The organism is Fibrobacter sp. UWH6, from assembly GCF_900142465.1.
Taxonomy (GTDB): domain Bacteria; phylum Fibrobacterota; class Fibrobacteria; order Fibrobacterales; family Fibrobacteraceae; genus Fibrobacter.
Genome location: NZ_FRAX01000002.1, coordinates 138608 through 157970, shown reverse-complemented (window position 1 = coordinate 157970; position 19363 = coordinate 138608). Strand labels below are relative to the sequence as shown.

Sequence of the window (19363 nt, the reverse complement as noted above, 5' to 3'; positions counted from 1 at the left end):
TGCAAGTCCCGCCCTTAGGCGGGCATTTCTGTATATATTTGAATCGGGTATGCTTATGTTAGACTATAAAAAAATTTGCCTAAATTCTTTGGTAATTGAATTCTGGGTGTTAATGCTGACCTTGGTGTTTGTAGCGTGTTCCAGCGAGAGTGGTGAAACCAAAAGTGTTCAGGTTGTTGAATCTGAAATGAGCTCGTCATCGGAAGATTCTACGGTTACGGAACCCCCGAAGTTTTCCTATGTGGGCGGCCCGATTATTTTTACAGAAGTGGATCCCATCAATACGGTCTATGATGATCATGAGGGTGGTGATGCCGGTTGGGTTGAACTGTATAATTCTTCCAGCGAACCGGTGAATCTAAAGGGAATGGCTTTGACCAATTCACTGGACAAGCCTGAAAAATGGATTTTTGGAGATGTGGTTCTACAGCCAGATTCCTTCATGCTGGTTTATCTATCCGGGAAAAATTTGCCTGATTTTGTTGCTCCTCATGATTCAATCAGCTTGATTGGAACGGGTTGCTGGAGTTGGACAGATGCCCAGAATGATCCCCCGGGAGAAAGCTATTCTGAACCGTTAGACGGACAGAAAAAATTGTGCTTTACGGAAAATAATGGACGGATGTTTGGCGCCCGGATGCGTCTAGGCGAAAATGAGAAACTGGGCTGGTCTTCCATTTCGTCCTTTGTGGGGACGAGGAGTAGCGGCGAAAATGATGTGCTGGACATTTCGGCTACCAATGAGATTTTGCTTCATGCCTTTATCACCAGGGATCGAAAGGTGTCCTTCCGTTTGGGTCAAACGGGACTTGATGACTGGAAAGGTTACGAATTGGTCTTTACGGGAACGGGGGATTCTTCTACGGTGTATCGCGCCTTGCTTCCTACGGGGAAGACGTTCCCTGACTTGTCCATCATTTATGGAACTAGGATGAGCCCGGAAAGTCAGGAAAAGCAGGAAGTGACCGTGAAGGCCTTCTCTTACATCGCGCGAAACAGAGGGCATGAACCTCATACGTCCTTCAAAATCAAGAACGAAGGTGGTTCGCTATACTTGATGAAAAATGCGTTGGAAATTATGGACTCTGTGGCGTACCCCAAACTGCCTGTTGAAAAGACCTGGTCTTTGGGTGATGGCCGCTGGGGCTTTGCCGATGCGACGCCTTATGGTGTGACAGTTTCCGATGTGGTTTCGGAAAGGTCGCCTGCTTTGGATACTTTGACTGATTTGCCTCCGTCAGGTTTTTACCAGGATGAGTTTGTAGTGTCGTTCCCGAAGGAAAGTATGGTGCGCTGTGAATTTGGTGGAGCCGTTCCTACGGAGAATAGCCAACTGGTTTTGGCGTTGAAGGTGGACAACTCCGCTGTAGTTCGCTGCGCCAGCTTTATTCCGGGCGCCCTCCCTGGAGAAGTCTTGAACCGAACTTACCTTTTTGAAACGACGCCCAGTGTTCCGACGGTCTTTATAACTAGCGATCCCGATTCCCTGTTTGACCCTGATACGGGAATCTACATGGAAGGTCCCAATGCCGAACATGCGGAACCTCACTACGGTGCCAACTATTGGGAAGACAAGGAAGTTCCTGTTTTTGTTGAACTACTTGAAGTGGGGCAGGGCGCTCCTGCTTTTGCCAAGAACGCCGGACTGAAAATTTTCGGAAACTACAGTCGTCAGAATGAAAAAAAATCCGTGGCAATTACATTCCGAGAAAAGTATGGCGACAAAAGATTGAACTATCCCTTGTTCCCTGATTTCCCGGATTTAACTAAGTTTAAAGTTTTCCTGTTAAGGAATAATGGTAGCAATTTTAACAACGACTATATTCGAGATCGTTTGGCCAGTTCTATTTCAGAAGGGCTTGGCGTTGACTATCAGAGAGGGCGTGGCGCAATCGTCTATTACAATGGCGAGTACTACGGTATTCACAACATCCGTGAACGCTCTACGGAATATTATTTCGAAACCCATTATGGATACGACCCCGATGAAATTGACTTGCTGAAGGCGGATAATGCCGCATCGGCTGGGTCCGCTATTGGCTACACCGATTTGATGTCCTGGATGGAAGATCATGATTTGTCTTTGGATGAAAATTATGCCTATGTTTCGGAACAGATTGATGTAGACAACTTGATGAATTACATGCAGACGGAAATTTTTGCAAATAATAGGGACTGGCCTGCCAACAATCTTAAGAAGTGGCGTTGTGAAAATCCCGCAACAAAATGGAAATGGTTCATTTACGATACTGACTTTGGTTTTGGTGGCAGTTCCACGGATCAAAGCAATATTTTTGACTTTACTACTACGGAGGAGGGCAAATCTTGGCCCAACGGACCGGAATCTACGTTCCTTTTAAGGACGCTCCTTAAAAATCAGACGTTTAAAATTGCGTTCATAAATCGTATGACAACTCTCCTTTCCATGAATTTTGAGTCCAGTAGGATTCTTGCTCGAATCGAGTCCATGATGGGTGAAATTGAGTCGGAAATTTCCAGGGATCAGGATCGTTGGAACCATAAATCCTCTTACATGAGTAGTCAATTTGATAAGATTAAGAGTTTTGCCAAAACCCGTCAGGCCGTAATCGTGACGGAACTGCAGGAATTCTTCGGTCTGGGCGAGGTGGCGGAGGTTTCCCTATCTGTGGAGGGGCATGGAACCATCCTTGTCCATGGGTTGTCCTTGGATCGTAACTCTATGACTGTCAAGTTCTTTGCCGGCACTCCCGTGACTCTTACCGCTGCTCCGGTGTCAGGTGGTGTGTGGGCTGGCTGGGCTGATGGTGTCATGGACGCTACCCGAACAATTCTCCCCGAGGAAATAACCTCCCTAACAGCCACTTTTAGGTAGCACTTTGGGTGTCCAAAACGTTTTTTTTCTAAATTTGGGGTATTATGAGTTTTACTACAAAGATTCTTTGCATTGGTGCGGGCTACGTCGGTGGTCCCACCATGACCGTTATTGCCGACAAGTGTCCTGATGTAAAAGTTACTGTCGTTGATATTAACCAGGCCCGCATTGATGCCTGGAATAGCGAAAACCTCCCGATTTTTGAACCGGGACTGGATGACGTCGTTAAGCGTGCCCGTGGCCGTAATCTTTTCTTTAGTACCGATATTCCGGCTGCAATTAAGGAAGCGGACATCATCTTTGTGTCTGTGAATACTCCGACCAAGACGTTCGGTCATGGCGCCGGAAAGGCTTCTGACCTCCAGTACTGGGAAAAAACCGCTCGAAATATTCTTGAAATTGCCGATGAAGGCAAAATTATCGTGGAAAAGTCCACTTTGCCGGTTCGTACTGCCGCCGCAATGGAACGCATCCTGAATTCCAATGATAAGGGACTCCACTTCGAAGTTCTGTCTAATCCGGAATTCTTGGCTGAAGGTACCGCCATCCAGGATCTGTTTGAACCGGACCGTGTTCTTATCGGTAGTCACCAGACTGAATCCGGCTTGGCCGCTTGCCAGAAGCTGGTCGATGTCTATGCCCACTGGGTTCCCCGTGATCGCATCCTGACCACGAACCTGTGGAGCTCTGAACTGACAAAACTTACTGCAAACGCCTTCCTGGCTCAGCGTATTAGCTCCATCAACTCCATTAGCGCCCTGTGCGAACGTACCGGTGCCGACGTGGATGAAGTTGCCTTTGTCATGGGCAAGGACAAGCGTATCGGTCCTAAGTTCCTGAAGGCTTCTATCGGTTTCGGTGGCTCCTGCTTCAAGAAAGACATCTTGAACCTGGTTTACCTTTGCGGTTACTATGGACTGCCTGAAGTGGCTGCCTATTGGGAAAGCGTGGTAAAGATTAACGAATGGCAGACCCATCGCGTGGTGGACCGTATGCTGGAAACCATGTTCAACACCATCGCCGGAAAGAAGATTGCCGTCTTCGGTTTCGCCTTTAAGGCAAATACGGGTGATACTCGTGAAAGTCCCGCAAACCTGGTTGTTCGCGACCTCCTTTCTGAACATGCACTGCCGGTTGTAACTGATCCGAAGGCTATTCCCGATGCAAAGCGTGACCTGAAGGATGTACTGGATCAGGTTGAATTTAACGAAGATCCGTATAAGGCCGCCGAGGGCGCACATGCGGTGGTGGTCTGCACTGAATGGAAGTGCTTTGCTGAACTGGATTGGAACCGTATTTACAGTTCCATGGCTAAGCCTGCCTTCGTGTTTGATGGCCGTAATATTTTGGATGCAGATGCTCTTCGCAAGATTGGTTTCGAAGTGACGAGTATCGGTAAGGGTAAGGCGGAGTAAAAAGGATTATTTTTTATGGCAGCAATTAGTGTCTTTGGGCTTGGGTATGTGGGTTGCGTCGGCATTGCATGCTTGGCGAAACTGGGCAACAAGATGGTGGGCTGCGATGTTGATGCAAACAAGGTTTCCCGTGTTTCCAAGGGTCTTCCGACCATTGTCGAAAGAGACATTGATGAATTGATGGAAGAAGGCTTCAAGGCTGGGTTGATTTCTGCAACCGAGTCTGTCGAAGAGGCTGTCTTGAATACGGATTTGTCTTTCCTGTGCGTTGGAACTCCCAATGCACCTGATGGACATCTGGATGTTTCTTATCTGATAACCGCTGCAGAAAGTATTGGCTCTGCACTCAAGAAGAAGGACTCGTTCCATATTGTCATTATCCGTAGTACGGTTCCTCCTGGAACTAACGCTATGATTTCAGAACGTATCGCTGAAATTTCCGGCAAGCAGGTCAATATGGATTTTGCTGTTGTTTCCAATCCGGAATTTCTGCGTGAAGGGACTGCAGTAAAGGACTTCCTGAATCCTCCCATTACCGTTATTGGATCTCAGAACGAGATTGCGGTTAAGACCTTGCGTACCTTGTATGAACCTCTTGGCAGTGAAATTGCCGAAGTTCCCGAAAAGGTTGCTGAGATTATCAAGTTTGTCAATAACTCTTACCATGCCCTCAAGGTGACATTCGGTAACGAGGTTGGCGCAATTTGTAAGTCTCTGGGAATCGATAGCCATCAGGTGATGAACTTGTTCTGCAAGGATACTCAGCTGAATATCTCTCCGTACTATTTCAAGCCCGGTTTTGCCTATGGTGGCTCTTGCTTGCCTAAGGATCTTAAGGGTTTGAAGTTCCTTGCTGAAAATAATGATGTCAGTGTACCTGTCCTTGACTCCATTGAAAAGAGTAACGATGCTCACATCGATAGAGTTGTTGAACTGGTCAAGAATTCTGGATGCAAGGATGTGGGCGTTATTGGATTGACCTTTAAGGCCGGCACTGACGATTTGAGAAATTCTGCTTCTACTCGTATGGTCGAGGCTCTGATGAAGTCCGGTTACAATGTCCGTATCTTTGACAGATTCCTGAACCTGGCTCTGGAAAAAGAAACGAACCTTAAGGATTTGAATTCTCGAATTCCTCATTTGCTGCCCCTTTTGAAGGGCTGCACCGAGGATGTGGTGAAGTGCAGTTCCCTGGTGATTGTGACCGTGCGTAATCCCGATATTCCTGCGATGATCCGTAAGTACACGAACGTACGTTTCTTCGATCTGGACCGTGTGAAGGATTCTTCTGTAGAATGCTTGCCCAATTATGAGGGCTTCTGCTGGTAGTATTTTATGTCTGAGTTGTGCGGAAAGAAAGTCTGTATCGTTGTTGAAAACTTGCCGGTTCCTTTTGATAGGCGCGTCTGGCAGGAAGCAACGTCGCTTCATGATGCTGGTGCCGAAGTTACTGTGATTTGTCCCCAGACAAAGAAGTATCCCTTGGCGTACGAAGAACTTGACGGTATCAAGATTTATCGTCATCCGCTTCCTGAAGCAAACAGAACCTTGGATTATTTCAAGGAATATTTCTGTGCTCTCTTTCATGAATTTAGACTGCTCTTGAAGGTGTTCCGGAAGCAGGGCGTGCAGGATGTAATCCATGCCTGCAATCCTCCTGACTTGATTTTCATTGCGGCATTCCCGTTTTATGCATTGACCCGCTGCAAGTTCCTCTTTGATCATCATGACATCAATCCGGAACTGTGGATTGCCAAGTTCGGTAAGAAGGGCTTGGGTTACCAGGCTATGCTCCTGGTAGAACGTTTGACGTACCATTTTGCTAAACACGCTATCGTCACTAATGAATCCTACAAGGAAATTGCCATCCGTCGTGGTAAAAAGCGGGAAGAAGATGTGACGGTTGTCCGTAGCGGTCCCAATATCCAGAAGCTGAAAGTGGGCCCGGCCAAGCCTGAAGTGAAGCAGGGCTTTAAGCATCTCGTTGGTTATATTGGCGTTATGGGAAAGCAGGAAGGTATTGATCTGCTGCTCCAGTCTGTCGACTACATCGTAAATAAGAAAGGTCGCAAGGATATCCGTTTCTGCATTATGGGCGGCGGTCCTTCTCTTGAAGAACTCCGTCAGATGAATCAGTCCATGGGTCTTTCTGATTATGTGGAATTCCCGGGTCGCGTGTCGGACGAGTATCTGGCCGATGTGTTGAATACTGCGGATGTGTGTGTGAATCCGGACCTGCCCTCTGAAATGAACGACAAGTCTACCATGAATAAAATTATGGAGTACATGGCGTTTGGAAAGCCGATTGTGCAGTTCACCTTGAAGGAAGGTAAGTTCAGCGCTCAGGAAGCTTCTCTTTATGCAGAGAATACTAGCACGGAAGATTTTGCAGAAAAGATTCTCTGGTTGCTTGAAAATCCCGAAAAGGCTGCAGAAATGGGCCGCTTTGGCCGCAAGCGTGTCGAAAGCGAGTTAAGCTGGGAATATGAACGCCCGAAGCTTATCGGGGCCTATAAGAAGCTGCTGAAGGTTTAACAGTAAAATTAGCCCTCACTTTGAGGGCTTTTTTTATTTAAAGTTTGCTGTATAGGAAGACTTCTTTTCTGGGGAAACTAGGCGCGGATTTTCTGTAACGCCGTCGTCCCATTGGGTAAAGTTGTGTCCGCTTTCGGGGATGGCCTCTATTAGGAGTTTGTTTCCTCTAAAGAATGTTCCACTAAATGTTTTTGAATGATTTTCTGGAAGCCGCATTCCGTCGATGGTTATGTAGCCAGCTCCCTTGGCTTCGAAAGAAATAGGTGTGGTCTTGCCTAGGTTGAATTCTTTTCTGTAATCTTCTATGACGGATTTGTCGCGTTCTACGGCCCATTTTATGATGTCCTCGCCGTCTTTAGAAACGGAGCGAGGGAATCGTTCCATGTCACGGTCCATTTCGTCGGAGTCAATTTGGGCTAGAATCGTCTTAACTGCATTGGAAACTTTTTCGGCGGTTAGATAGTGACTAAACAGAATGGCGGAATGATTGATGAAGGCTCTCTTGAAGTCATCATTTTGAATGAGTTGAGTGTAAACCTTGGCAAATGACCATGGGGTTGAACGGTCTCGGATCCAGTCGAATATGTTCTGGTTGCTTTTTTGCCATTCATAGGAATCAAGGTTAAAACCATGATCTATGTCGAATGCCATGTATTTCCAACGTGTGGAATCTGATTTCCAGGCACGAACGTTATTTGTTGGCCAATCGTCGTTGAGGCTGTAAATTTCAAAAGCCATGTAGTTCGTAAAGTTTATTATGTCCAATTTTGTTTGCAGGGTGTCGTATTCGTCTTGCCTTGAAAAATCGGAATTGGCGATGTACCTGATGAAATCAACGTATTTTTTAATTGATTTTCCGCTGAAATTTTCGCGGTGATGTTCTACGACGGTTACGGTTTTTGAGTTGATTCCGTAGTTGGTCTCTATATAATCAGCGTTTAATATTTCGCGTATGTTGTGGATTCCGTAGTATTCGCCGTTATAGAAAACTACTACGGGGTGTGAACGCTGGTAATCTATGGTTGTCCCTTCCAGAAGGCTTGTGAATGCGGCGTCTCCTACATAATCCTTGTAGAATCGATTGCCGAGATTTCTAAGACGGAAAGATTTGAATTTATTGTTGTTGGGGCGAGTGTCGAAAAGCGTGTAGGTGAGTTTGCCGTCTTGATAGACTTTTCTCATTTTGATGTTGACGGATTTCTTTGGGTAGTATCGGGTGCAGCCTCCTGCAATGGAAATTCCTGCATCAATTTCAAAACTGACTTTCTTGGATGAACTTCCTTTTGCGAAATATTCGACGTGGACGGGGTATTCCGTTTCATTGAGATATCCGGCATCCGCGTTGGGGTCAGAACATGAGTGATTGTCGTAATAGTAGGATTCCTTGAAAAAGATGGGGTCTACGCTAACGGAGATTACAGGCATCTTTATTTTTTCGCCGACAAAGTAGGATCTGGTTGTCGTGTTTATGGTAAGTGCTCCGTTTTTAAAACCGGCGCAACGCAAGATGGTGTTTTTTTCGATGAGGAGACTCTTACTGAAAATGGGGGAATTTTTGCTGGGTACAGATCCGTCCTGTGTGCAGCGGATGGTTTCCTTGTCGGATGGCGTCGGTGCCTGCAGGATAAAAGGATCTTTGTAGAATCCGGATTTTGTATTTAGATTTATGGTTTTGGCTATTTCCGAATACCAGTTTGAATCTACGTTTGCGTTTTCTGGGGTGGCTTTTGAGAAGTATCCCCAGATCCCGTCATTGTTTTTCCCGTAACTGATTCCGTTTGTCAACTGAGGGTAGGTGACTGAATCCAATACGTCAAATTTGGAATTTAGCAGATATATACTGCCGCCCTTTTTGCCTAGATTCCAGTTTGTATGAAAATTTGAATCTTTTTGATCGCAGAAGACGATTTTGTATGATTTGGCTGGAATTTCCTCGCTGGAAAATTTCCATTTGTCGGGTTCCGCTATGTTATCTGTCAAGTAGACGTTTTTGAGGCTGACGGTTGAATCTTTTGAGTTGTATAGTTCGATCCAACTAGGTAATTGACCTGCATCGTCTTTAAAATCTAAATTTTGAATTTGAATTTCTGATATGGAAATGTGAGCCCGATCCTGTAAACGCTGTTCCTCGGAGGAGTCTTCCTCGTCTGAGGCAAATGTTGCACAGTTGGATATCGATGAAAGAATAAATGCCGTCAATAGCATTGTCGATATTGTGGAAAGTGTGTTTTTTAATTCAATCATCATCTGTATAATGTAATAAGGAAATTGGGCTTTTTCAAGTTTTTTTGTTTATTCCATTTTTAGTTGACTTGTTCTATTTTTCTATCTTTGAAAGAGAATGTCATTAGTATGGTATATTCAACGCATTAAGACCTTTTCTCCCGAAGAGGTTTTTTATCGTGTAGGTCAGCGATTCCGCACGCATGTTCTTGATAAACGTCTGTTTAAACGAAACGTTGCAAAATGCAATTTAGAGGGGAAAGTTCCGCCCCGTTTGGTTGCTGATGAAAATGCTCACTTGATGTATCCTATCTTTGAATCGGCTGTTGATATTTATAAGCCGATAGACTGGCATCGTGATCTTTCGTCGGGAAGATCGTTCCCTGAAACGTTTGCCCATAAGATTAATATTCGTTCCGATGAATTTGGCAGCGCCAAGCATGTGTGGGAAGTTAACCGCATGCTGTTCCTGACGTGTATTGCAAAACTTTTTAAGGAATCGGGAAATCGTGATTTACTAGATCTATTTGTCTATCATGTTTCATCGTGGATGGATTCGAATCCCTATTTGCGGGGGGTAAACTGGTACAGCAATATCGAGGTAAACATCCGTCTAATTAACTGGGCGTATTGCTGGAAGTTGTTGGATGCTGAAAATCTTTGTAAGTCTGACGAAAACTTCGGACGATTTGTCCGTGAAGTATGGCTTCCCCTCGTGAACCAGCATATTGAATTTTCAAGGAAGCATCCGTCGCTGTATTCGTCTGCGAATAATCACCTTGTTGCAGAATATGCTGGCCTCTTTATTGCGTCATGTTGCTGGGATTTTCCAAAACGTGAAAAATATCGTGCTTATGCCAAGGCAGGACTTGAAAGAGAAATTCTCTTGCAGAATGTGTCCGATGGCGTAAATCGAGAAGAGGCTGCCGAGTACATCCAATTTATTGATGACTTCTTTTTGCTTGCCTCCGTGATGGGAGATGAGGCGGGGTGTCCGTTGTCGTCGTCGTATAAGGACCGCCTTCATCAGATGGCTCGTTACTTGAATGCCATGCTGGATGTGAACTACAATTATCCCATGTATGGAGATGGGGATGATGGATTCCTGTTGCGTCCTGATGCTGGTGGTCATTTCAATAACTTTAGATCGCTGCTGACATCTTTTGCAACCTATTTTGCTGATGCTTCCCTAAAACGTTCCGACTTGAGCTGGGATGATAAGAACCAATTGATTTTTGACAATCAGGGAAAGGCTGCTTTTGACGCTTTGAACGCCGACGGCGATAATCCTGACAAGAATGTGTTCCTGACAGAAAGCGGTCATTACATTTTTAGAAAGATGGCTGGAGGAAGGGAAACATTTCTCCATTTTGATGCGGCTCCTTTGGGCTTCTTGAGTATCGCTGCACATGGTCATGCCGATGCATTGAGCATTATCTTGCATGTGGACGGTTTCCCTGTTGTTGTGGATTCGGGTACGTTTACTTATCATACTCACAAGGTTTGGCGTAAATACTTTATGGGAACTGTTGCCCATAATACAGTCCGCGTTGATTTTATGGATCAGGCCACTCAGGCCGGACCTACCATGTGGTTGAATCATTTTAAGTGCAGAGCCTTGCAGGTTGAAAATGATTCTGTTGTTGCAACCCACAGTGGTTATGATAAGCTTGGCGTCTGTCATTCTCGAAAGGTCGAATTCTTGCGGGACCAGGAAGAATTTATAATCACGGACTCTTTAAAGTCTGACGGATCTCATGATGCGGAAATACCCTTCCATTTAAGTCCTTGTGCGCAGGTGGTTGAAACTTCCAAGGGTGTCTTTGTAATCTCTGTTGCCGGGGCTCGTCAGGTGCAAATCACTACGGATCCGTCGCTGGAATATCGTATTGTGTCTGGCGAAGAATCTCCTGTGATGGGGTGGTATTCTGAACACTTTGGGGAAAAGGTCCCTTGCAAGGTGCTGTACGCACAAAAGAAGTGTTCTGGAAATTCAAGTTTTGAAACGAAGATTAAGGTGCTTTCATGATTGAAAAAATTTGTCATATTGGGCCGGCTCTTTATGTTCAGGGTGGAATCAGTTCTGTTCTTGTGAGTTATAAGAAGCTTTTTAAATTGCCTGAGGGCAATTTTATTGCTAGCTACAATGGCTCCTTTGTGAAGTCTCTTCCGGTTCTTTTTTTGCTTTGCTTGCGTCTTCTTATTTGCCCGCCGAGCCAGTTTGATTTCTTTCAGATTCACACTTCTAGTTATGGAAGTTTCTTTCGCAAATATTTGATTAGCCGCTGCCTCCGTCTTCGCGGTCGAAAGTACGTTTGTCACATTCACGGAAGCCTGTTTGATAAATTCTGCAATGGAGCGCCTTCAATTGTAAAGCTAATGTTGAAGGATTATTTCGTTCATTCCGAAAAGATTTTCATTCTCTCTTCGGAAATGAAGGATATTGTTAGATCGGTGTCTCCTTCTTCCGAAAATTTCGTGGTAATCCCGAATCCTGGCGAAAGTATTGCCGGTGCTCCGGAGGATCTTTCTTTGCATGAAAATCCTGTGAAGGTGATTTTTTCAGGAAGATTCGGAAATCGTAAGGGCGTGTATGATTTGATTGAAGCCTTTGATAAGTCTTCTTTTTCTGTGCCTGTGGAGTTGTTCCTTTTTGGCGATGGTGAAGTGGACAAGGTTCGTGAATGTGTTGAAAAGTCCTCGAAATCAAGTCTGATCAGCGTGTCGCCCTGGATGAAACATGGGGATTATATCAGACAGTTGCCCAAGTATGATTTGCTTGTGCTTCCTTCCTATGCAGAACGCTTTAGTATGAGTTTGGTTGAAGCACTCGGCTTTGGTTTGCCTGTGATTTCGACCTTCGTTGGTGGAACTGCAGAAGTGGTTGAAGATGGAGTTTGCGGAATTCTTTGTGAACCCGGAGACATTCTTGCCCTGACGAAGGCTTTGGAGACTATCGTTAATGATAAGGCCTTGCGACTGAAGATGGGAAAGGCGGGTTGGGAACGTGCCAGCACTCATTTTACAGGTGATGTTGTGAAGGGCTGCTTGGAAAGAGGCTACCAGGATTTGTTGAGTTAAAATATGATTAGTGTTGCGGTTCTGCTGGCGTTCTTTGCTTTGTTTGCAATGATGATTCTTGGGAATAAGAATCAGAGTTATCCTTGGATTCTTGCAAGCGTTATCCTTTTTCCGCAATGCGTCAGCTTTACCCAAAGCCCTCAGATTTCTCCCCAACAGGCTTTCCTCTACGGTTTCTTTGGCTTGGCTGTTTTAAGGAATAGCTCTGCTCTGGTTGATGGTGTCATCAAACATCCCTTGCGTATCCCTCTGTTTTTGTTGATGATGTCTCTCGCAGGAACTGCTGTATTGAATGGGGACGGTTCGAAGGGCCTTTATAATGCATTCCGCTATTTCATGGAGAGCTATGCCTACCTTATTGTTGCCTATATGGGTGGCTTGTATTTTAAGGAAATAAAGATTGAGGAAAAGTGGTTCTATCCTGTAGCTGTCATATGTGTGCTGGGTGTAATCGAGTTTGTGCTGCGTACGAATTATATCTTCCCCCTGATTTGTAAGGCGTTCCCGAATTATGATGGCTTTTATGATTTGAACAGTGCCGTTTCTGCTTCAAGAAGCTATCGAAACAGAATATTCGTGACGACGATTCATCCCTCTGCGTTTGGCTGTATGATGAGCTGTGCCTTGATGATGTTTACCTGTTGCATGAAAAGAATTCCGTGGCCTCGCAACAAGGTGTGGTTTGTATGGGGTGCCCTGTTCCTGTTAGTGTGCCTTTCCGGATCAAGAACGGCTCTTGCTTGTTCTTTACTTGGTTTGCTGCTGTTCTTCTTAGGTAAGGTCAATGTTAAGATTAAGTTCCTTGCCGTTGTTGTGCTTGCGTTTGCAGTGGCAAATTTTGCACATAAATTTGTTGAAGAATTTTCTGTCGAGGGACAAGGTAGTTCCATATCGATGAGACAGGAACAACTTCTGTTTTCTTATGTTCATTTCATGAACAGTCCCATTTATGGAAATGGGGTTCGTTATACAAGTAAGACGGTGATGGAGCGCGACGCCTATAATGACCGCGTTACCGATAAGGAAATTGGTGGCCTGGAATCGGTGATTTTCTTCCAACTCATTGACTACGGCCTTTGTGGAATCTCATCCTATTTTCTGCTGTTCCTGTTCGCGTTCTTCTATTTCTTTAGACGACGACGTTTTGACTATGGACAGGGAGGTATGCTGGTTACGGTAGTCTTTTTTGTGTCTGCCTGTATGTCTGGTGAGATTGGCGGCAATAACGTATTTGCCTACATGCTGATGGGGTATTGTATGGGCGCATGCCGTGTTGAAGAAGATGACGAAATGCGGGAAGAAAGTTTAAGCGGTGAATCTCAGAAGATTACTGAAGAGGAGGCTGTAAGTGAATAAGTTTTCTGTTGTCATTACGACAAAAAATCGTTGTCAACTTTTAGAAAAGGCAATTCAGAGCGCCCTGTCGCAGACCACGGGGGATTTGGAATGTATCGTTGTGGATGACGCCTCTACTGATGATACCCAGAAAATTTATGCCGTAGATCCTCGCATCGTTTACGTTCGCATTGATGCCAAGGATTCACGAGGTGGAAATTATGCCCGTAATCAGGGTATTGCTCGGGCCACAGGCAAGTTTATTGCATTTCTTGATGATGATGATGAGTGGCTTCCTAATAAGCTTGAAAAACAGTTAGCTCTCCACGATCAACATCCGGGCTCCGTCATTTTTTGTGGAAGAACTTTCAAAAAAGTTTCAAGTGAAGGTGAAACTCTTCATACCGTCATTCCTCCACAGAAATTTTCTGGGAACTTGTCTCGCCTAATCCGTACCACTTACGTGACTTCCACTTCATGCCTTTTCTTCCCTAGAAATTTGCTTGAAAAAGTTGGAAATTTTGATGAACGTTTGACTTTTTGGCAGGAGTATGAACTGTGCATCCGTTTGGCACAGGTGGCTGAATTTCATTTTGTGCCGGAAGCCCTTGTGGTTTGTCTAGATGAGGTGAATGTCAAGGCTCGCGTTTCTAATAACGTGCTGAACTGGTCAGAAAATACTTCATACATCCGGAATAAGCATCAGTCCCTCTACGATGAACTGAGCTTCAAGGAAAATTGGGCCTATCATGCAACTTTGGTAAAAGACGCATTCCGACGTCACCAGCGTGCAGGAATGAAGGCTAAGGCTTTCTATTACGGTGTTATCCGTTTCTTTGTTGAATATATTCCCACGAAAGTTCTTCATCTTTTTTGAGGTACGATATGAAAAAAGTTTGTTTCTATCCGTCATGTCAAAAAAGAACAAATCATTTCCTGTTTAATCTGGCGAAGTTGCTGGAGTCTTCGGGCAATTTTCAATGTGTGAGCTACAAAGAAATGAAGAAAGAAGGCTCTGGGAATTTGTTTGAATCGGATGTTTATCACATCAACTGGTTTGATCAGAGTAAGACTTTTTTCTCCTTTTTAAAGAGACTCTATTTTTTACTTGCTCTGAAACAGAAGAATAAACGTATTGTCTGGACGATTCACAATATCGTTTCTCATGTAAAGACTCCTTTTTACAACAAGATTCTCTTTAAGCTGCTGGCCCGTTTTTCAAGTGTTATTCATGTGATGTGCGAAGACACTCTGACTATTGCCCATCTTGAAAAATATGCAGGGAAGGTTAAGCTTGTTCCTCATGGAGATTATTACGGGTCTTACCCTGAAAGCGATCTTGATGTTCGCAAGAAGTTTGGGATTGATGAACGTTCTCCGATTATGCTGTTCTCGGGGGCTATCCAGCCTTACAAGAATATAGAGGTGCTGGTGAAGGCTTTTATGAAAGCATTCGGTGAAAACGAGAATGTGGAATTGCCTGTTCTTTTGATTTGCGGAAAGGTGGAACCTGCTTCCTATGAAGCCGATATACGTAATTTGATTGGAAACTGTAAACGCATTGTCTTTAATCCTGGTTTTATTCCGGATGATGAATTGTCTGCCTATGTAAAGTCGGCGTGCGTTATGACTGTGCCCTACAGCTATCGTTCTTCTCTGAATTCAGGAACGATTCCGCTGGCGTTCTCTCTTGGGAAAACTTTGATCTGCCCTGATATTGCATGTGTCAAGGATATTTTGAAACAGTCTGATTGTCTGTATGGCTATCACTACGAATCCGAAAGCGAACATGTGGAAATTCTTGCTGAAAAGATGGCCGAGGCGTATTCTGATTTTGTTAGCGGTAAGATTGGCGAAAAGGAATCGCTTGCTGTGCAGTACATGGCCAGAAATTCCTGGGAATCCCATAAGAAGGAATGGCTTGAACTTTACGGAGAAACTTCATGCTGACTTTTATCTTTGTAGATTACAAGTCTGGTGAGGCGACGCTCAATTGCATTGCTCACTATATAAAAAAGTGTAAGAAGTCTCCTGCGGAAATTTCTTTTGTTGTCGTTGATAATAGCGTTGACGATGGCAATTTCGTGAAACTGTCTAGCGCCTATTCCACTATTTCGATAACAGAATATGATGGATCTGTTCTGGAAGAAAAGAATGTGGATGGCTACCGTCTGCTTTTGTGGAAGAATACTAGCAATGCGGGATATGGAAAGGGAAATAATGCCGGCGCGAAAATTGCAGGCGAGTTCCTGGGAAGCGATTATCTGATTTTTACAAATAATGACTTGCTTGTCCTTGATGATACTCTTTCGGTTGACACCCTGATTACCGAGACCGAAAAGCCGAATGTGGCTATCGTCGGCCCGTCCATTGTCGGTAAGGATGGACGTCCGCAGAATCCTTATTTTGAAAAGAATTTCTTTTTACGTTGGGGGTTGGACAATCTTTGCTATCCCTTGGCTCGCTTTTTGCCTAAAAAGTTGACTTCGGGTGACTTGCAAGAAAATTTTGTTCAAAATCCGGTTTTCCGAGTCATGGGCGCTTTTTTCCTGATTCCCCGTAGAATCTTTGAAGAAGTTGGCTGTTTTGATCCCAATACATTTCTATTTGCCGAGGAATTAATTCTTTCAAGGAAACTTCATGACAGGGGGTATGTAACCCACTATGTGCCGGCGGTACACCTTCTTCATAATCACTCTGAAATCATAAATAAAAATTATGATTTTTCTAAGAGGCTGATGCTCCGATTTGAATCGGAATCTTATTATTATAAGAATTATGCTGGTGTGAGTTCCGTTCAAATTTTTGTTGTACGTATGATTTTGAAGTCCTACATCTTTAGAAAGAAAATCTGCAAAAAGATAAAGAGCCTTTTTAAGAAGGTGTGATATGAACGCAATTGTTTCCGTTGTTATCCCTGTTCATAATGGTGAAAAGTATCTAAAGGAGTGCTTGGATACTGTTGTCAATCAGACCTTGAAAGACTTAGAGATAATTTGCGTTAATGATGGTAGCACAGATGGATCTCTTGCCATTCTCGAAGATTACGCTTCCCGCGATTCTCGCATAAAGGTTGTTTCACAGGAGGCGTCTAATGCAGGTCATGCCCGTAACACAGGACTTGCGGTGACTACAGGTGAATACCTTTCATTTTTGGATGCAGATGACTGGTTTGAATTGAATATGCTGGAAACGATGGTGACTGCGGCAAAAAAAGATGATGCTGACATTGTGTTCTGCAAGGCTGCCACATTTGACCAGAAAACAGGTGTTCAATCCACAAAGTCGTTTTCCCTGAAGGAACGTCTTGTGCCCAAGGGAACGGTTTTTTCTGGCAAGGATATTGCCGAGGATTTGTTCCAGTTTTGCAGAACCGCTGCCTGGGATAAACTGTATAAGGCTTCTTTCATTAAAGCGGAAGGCTTGCGGTTTCAGGAACAGGCTCGCATGAACGACTGCTTCTTTTCGACCATGGCGAATGTTCGTGCCAAACGGATGGTCGTATGCGATAAGATGTTTATTCATTATCGCATCAATACAGGGACTTCCATTACGTCCATTTCTCCGGATATAGCCTATCCCTGCACCTTGAACACCTTTGGTCTTTTACAGAAGACCATGAGGGCTGATGAGCTGAAGGCTGTTGAAAAATCCTGGAAGAATTTTGTGGTGAAAAATGTGGTAAATGAAATTTCCACGTTCTCTGTAGATGTGGCCTTCAAGTATTACACCATGCTGAAGCAGAATGATTTCGGTTTAAGCGGAATGAAAGGCTGCCAGATATATGACAGTTTCCTTTATTGCATGTACGATAAGTATTTGGATAAGGAATGGGACGAAGTATCTTTCAAGACCGCCTTTGAAAGTTTTATGCAGGAATATCGAGCCAAGAAAAAGCAGGCGAACTGGAAAAAATCTTTCAGTGGTTTGATTTCCTTGTTGCGTTCCCACAGCTTCTCCAGTTTAGTTCGTCAGTTTAGAAATTCCCGATAGGGGATCGTATGAATGGTTGTGGACTGATTTTCGCTATTTTACTAGCGGTATCTACGGCCATGGCTAGTGACCTGGATTCCCTTTTAGATCGTTTGAGAGAGGACTATTCCTCGAATGTTCCTCCGGAAGAATCCCTGAAAATTGTTGAGGACCTACATTCTGACGGAACGTGGTCTGGCCCCAAATATCATGAGAAGGGGCATACTCCCATTGAACATTTGAAAAAGACGAGAACGTTGGCGGAAAGCTATGCATATGCCTGTGCTGGACCGACTGCCAATAGTGAGTGCCTAAAAATAAAGGAGGCCGCAATAAGGTCTCTGCTTTTTTGGTTTAGTCGCGAAGAGGATTTTGTAAACGATAATTGGTGGATGAATGAAGTCGGTGTGCCGAGGGAGCTGGCTCCCATTGCACTGTTGCTGTGGGATGAATTGCCTGATTCATTGAGGACCAAAATTATTCGATGTTTCCCTGAATTGCCGAGTCGGAATGGTGTTAACAGAACATGGATTTCTGAACTGGTCGTTATCCGTGGAATTCTGGAGCGAAGAGATTCTCTGATTTATGATGGCCTGAAAAATATTGAGTCCACCATGCTTGTTACAAGTAGGGAAGGGCACCAGAAGGACCATTCCTTTTTTATGCATGGCAATCTGTTGTATAATGGCGGGTACGGGAAAATGGCTTTGTCTATTGGAGCGAAGTGGGCGTCCTTTTGTCGTGGGACGGTATATGCCTTTAATCAGGAAACACTTGATGCAATGAGCGCTCTTGCCTTGCATGGAAATCGCTGGATGATGTGGAAAGGGATGGTGGATCCCATGGTTCTAGGCCGTGAAATTTCTCGTAAGGACGATAACAAGAATGCAGGGGGATACGTTTATATTATCAGGAATTTGGAAAGTGTAGATTCCTCCCGTGCGGAAGATTATTCCTTGTGGAAAAAGGAAATAAAAGGAGAAAATTTTCTTTCGGGTTGCCATTACTTTGAGCGAGGAGAATTGATGGTTTGCCGTTCCGATGATTATTACATCTCTCTCAAGATGTCTTCAAGGAAAACGGTAGGTAGCGAAAGCATCAATCGTGAAAATCGGAAGGGGTTTTGGTTAGGGGCGGGAGTCCTGTCTGTATACCGTCACCCGGATGATTTTAAGGATATTTACCCTCTATGGGATTGGTCTATGCTTCCTGGGATTACTTGTTACGACAAGTCCGAACAGAAGGAAAAACGTGTGACTAATGAGTCTCGATTTGTTGGTGGCTTGAGTGAAGGAAACATTGGCGTCGCAACAATGATTGTTGATCGTTCGGGAATCTATGCCAAGAAAACCTGGGTGTTCATCAATGGCACTGTCGTTGCCCTGGGGGCTGATATTTCTAGCAGAATTGATTCTCCGATCCGAACAACACTGGATCAGCGCTTGTTGTCGACGGATTTTTCGCTTGAGTCTGTTCCTGCCGTTGGCGACTCTCTTGAATCGTTAATGGTTCTGCATAATGGAATTGGTTATCGCAGTCTAGACGGTCAGACCTTCAAGGTAAAGGTTGAAAATCGTGAAGGAAACTGGAGTGAAATCGGTACAACGAAATTTGTTGAACATGGAAAAATTTTCTCGCTATGGATAGATCATGGAATTCTTCCTCAAAAGGCAAAATATGCCTATCTCATGGAGGTTGGGGCAAAAACAGGTCATTTGACTTCCGGACATAAAGAACGTATTCTAGTTCTTCAAAATGATCCTGTGGGTCAGATTATTTATGATGCCGCAAACCACATTGTGTGTGGAACAATGTTCCGAGCTGCTTCATTCAAGTTCAATCAGCAGGCGTTCTTCTTTGATGTTCCCTGCGTCTTTATTTTCCGCGAAGACGGTGGATTTCTAAAAGACCTCTTGAAGAAAGACCTTGTTTTTGAAAAATGAATTAG

13 protein-coding genes are annotated in these 19363 nt (G+C 44.3%); 12 read left to right on the top strand and 1 reads right to left on the bottom strand.

Translation table 11 applies throughout. The features are described 5' to 3' along the window. The first annotated feature begins 55 nt into the window (after positions 1–55). From BUB73_RS02600 to BUB73_RS02585, 4 genes are read left to right on the top strand one after another with little or no spacing between them, the layout of a single operon-like run. The gene (locus BUB73_RS02600) at positions 56–2854 is read left to right on the top strand and encodes a CotH kinase family protein (RefSeq protein WP_254794997.1); all 2799 of its coding nucleotides are present in this window, start codon (positions 56–58) and stop codon (positions 2852–2854) included. 44 nt (positions 2855–2898) lie between these two features. Further along, positions 2899–4269, top strand: a complete 1371-nt coding sequence (locus tag BUB73_RS02595) for a nucleotide sugar dehydrogenase (RefSeq protein WP_073157546.1) — start codon at positions 2899–2901, stop codon at positions 4267–4269. A 15-nt stretch (positions 4270–4284) separates the two neighbouring features. After that, positions 4285–5598: a nucleotide sugar dehydrogenase gene (locus BUB73_RS02590; RefSeq protein WP_073157544.1), complete on the top strand. Its 1314-nt coding sequence runs from the start codon at positions 4285–4287 to the stop codon at positions 5596–5598. A gap of 6 nt (positions 5599–5604) precedes the next feature. Continuing rightward, positions 5605–6804 carry a glycosyltransferase family 4 protein gene (locus BUB73_RS02585; RefSeq protein WP_073233270.1) on the top strand — a complete coding sequence of 400 codons (1200 nt, stop codon included), beginning with the start codon at positions 5605–5607 and terminating at the stop codon, positions 6802–6804. A gap of 33 nt (positions 6805–6837) precedes the next feature. Here BUB73_RS02585 and BUB73_RS02580 read toward each other — a convergent pair whose 3' ends face one another. Then, complete coding sequence (locus BUB73_RS02580) at positions 6838–9009, bottom strand: CotH kinase family protein (protein WP_256374931.1); 2172 nt, start codon at positions 9007–9009, stop codon at positions 6838–6840. 292 nt (positions 9010–9301) lie between these two features. Between BUB73_RS02580 and BUB73_RS02575 the strand changes: the two genes are divergently transcribed. The 8 genes from BUB73_RS02575 (at position 9302) to BUB73_RS02540 (ending at position 19358) form a co-directional block, all read left to right on the top strand. Continuing rightward, positions 9302–11056 (top strand): heparinase II/III family protein, encoded by a 1755-nt coding sequence (locus BUB73_RS02575; protein WP_073283355.1) that lies wholly within the window; start codon positions 9302–9304, stop codon positions 11054–11056. Further along, entirely contained in the window at positions 11053–12108 is a 1056-nt protein-coding gene (locus BUB73_RS02570; RefSeq protein WP_073157532.1) for a glycosyltransferase, read from the top strand. The genes BUB73_RS02575 and BUB73_RS02570 overlap by 4 nt, the downstream gene beginning before the upstream one ends. 3 nt (positions 12109–12111) lie before the next feature. Beyond that, the gene (locus tag BUB73_RS02565) at positions 12112–13464 is read left to right on the top strand and encodes an O-antigen ligase family protein (protein ID WP_073157529.1); all 1353 of its coding nucleotides are present in this window, start codon (positions 12112–12114) and stop codon (positions 13462–13464) included. Then, positions 13457–14320, top strand: coding sequence for a glycosyltransferase family 2 protein (locus BUB73_RS02560; protein ID WP_073157527.1), 864 nt, complete (start codon positions 13457–13459; stop codon positions 14318–14320). The genes BUB73_RS02565 and BUB73_RS02560 overlap by 8 nt, the downstream gene beginning before the upstream one ends. A 122-nt stretch (positions 14321–14442) precedes the next feature. Next, positions 14443–15393 carry a glycosyltransferase gene (locus BUB73_RS02555; RefSeq protein ID WP_073157524.1) on the top strand — a complete coding sequence of 317 codons (951 nt, stop codon included), beginning with the start codon at positions 14443–14445 and terminating at the stop codon, positions 15391–15393. After that, positions 15387–16331, top strand: a complete 945-nt coding sequence (locus tag BUB73_RS02550) for a glycosyltransferase family protein (RefSeq protein ID WP_073233280.1) — start codon at positions 15387–15389, stop codon at positions 16329–16331. Before BUB73_RS02555 ends, BUB73_RS02550 begins: the two co-directional genes overlap by 7 nt. A 1-nt stretch (position 16332) precedes the next feature. Continuing rightward, positions 16333–17436 carry a glycosyltransferase family 2 protein gene (locus BUB73_RS02545; RefSeq protein ID WP_073157519.1) on the top strand — a complete coding sequence of 368 codons (1104 nt, stop codon included), beginning with the start codon at positions 16333–16335 and terminating at the stop codon, positions 17434–17436. 8 nt (positions 17437–17444) lie between these two features. After that, positions 17445–19358 carry a polysaccharide lyase family 8 super-sandwich domain-containing protein gene (locus BUB73_RS02540; RefSeq protein WP_073157516.1) on the top strand — a complete coding sequence of 638 codons (1914 nt, stop codon included), beginning with the start codon at positions 17445–17447 and terminating at the stop codon, positions 19356–19358. Positions 19359–19363: the final 5 nt, after the last annotated feature.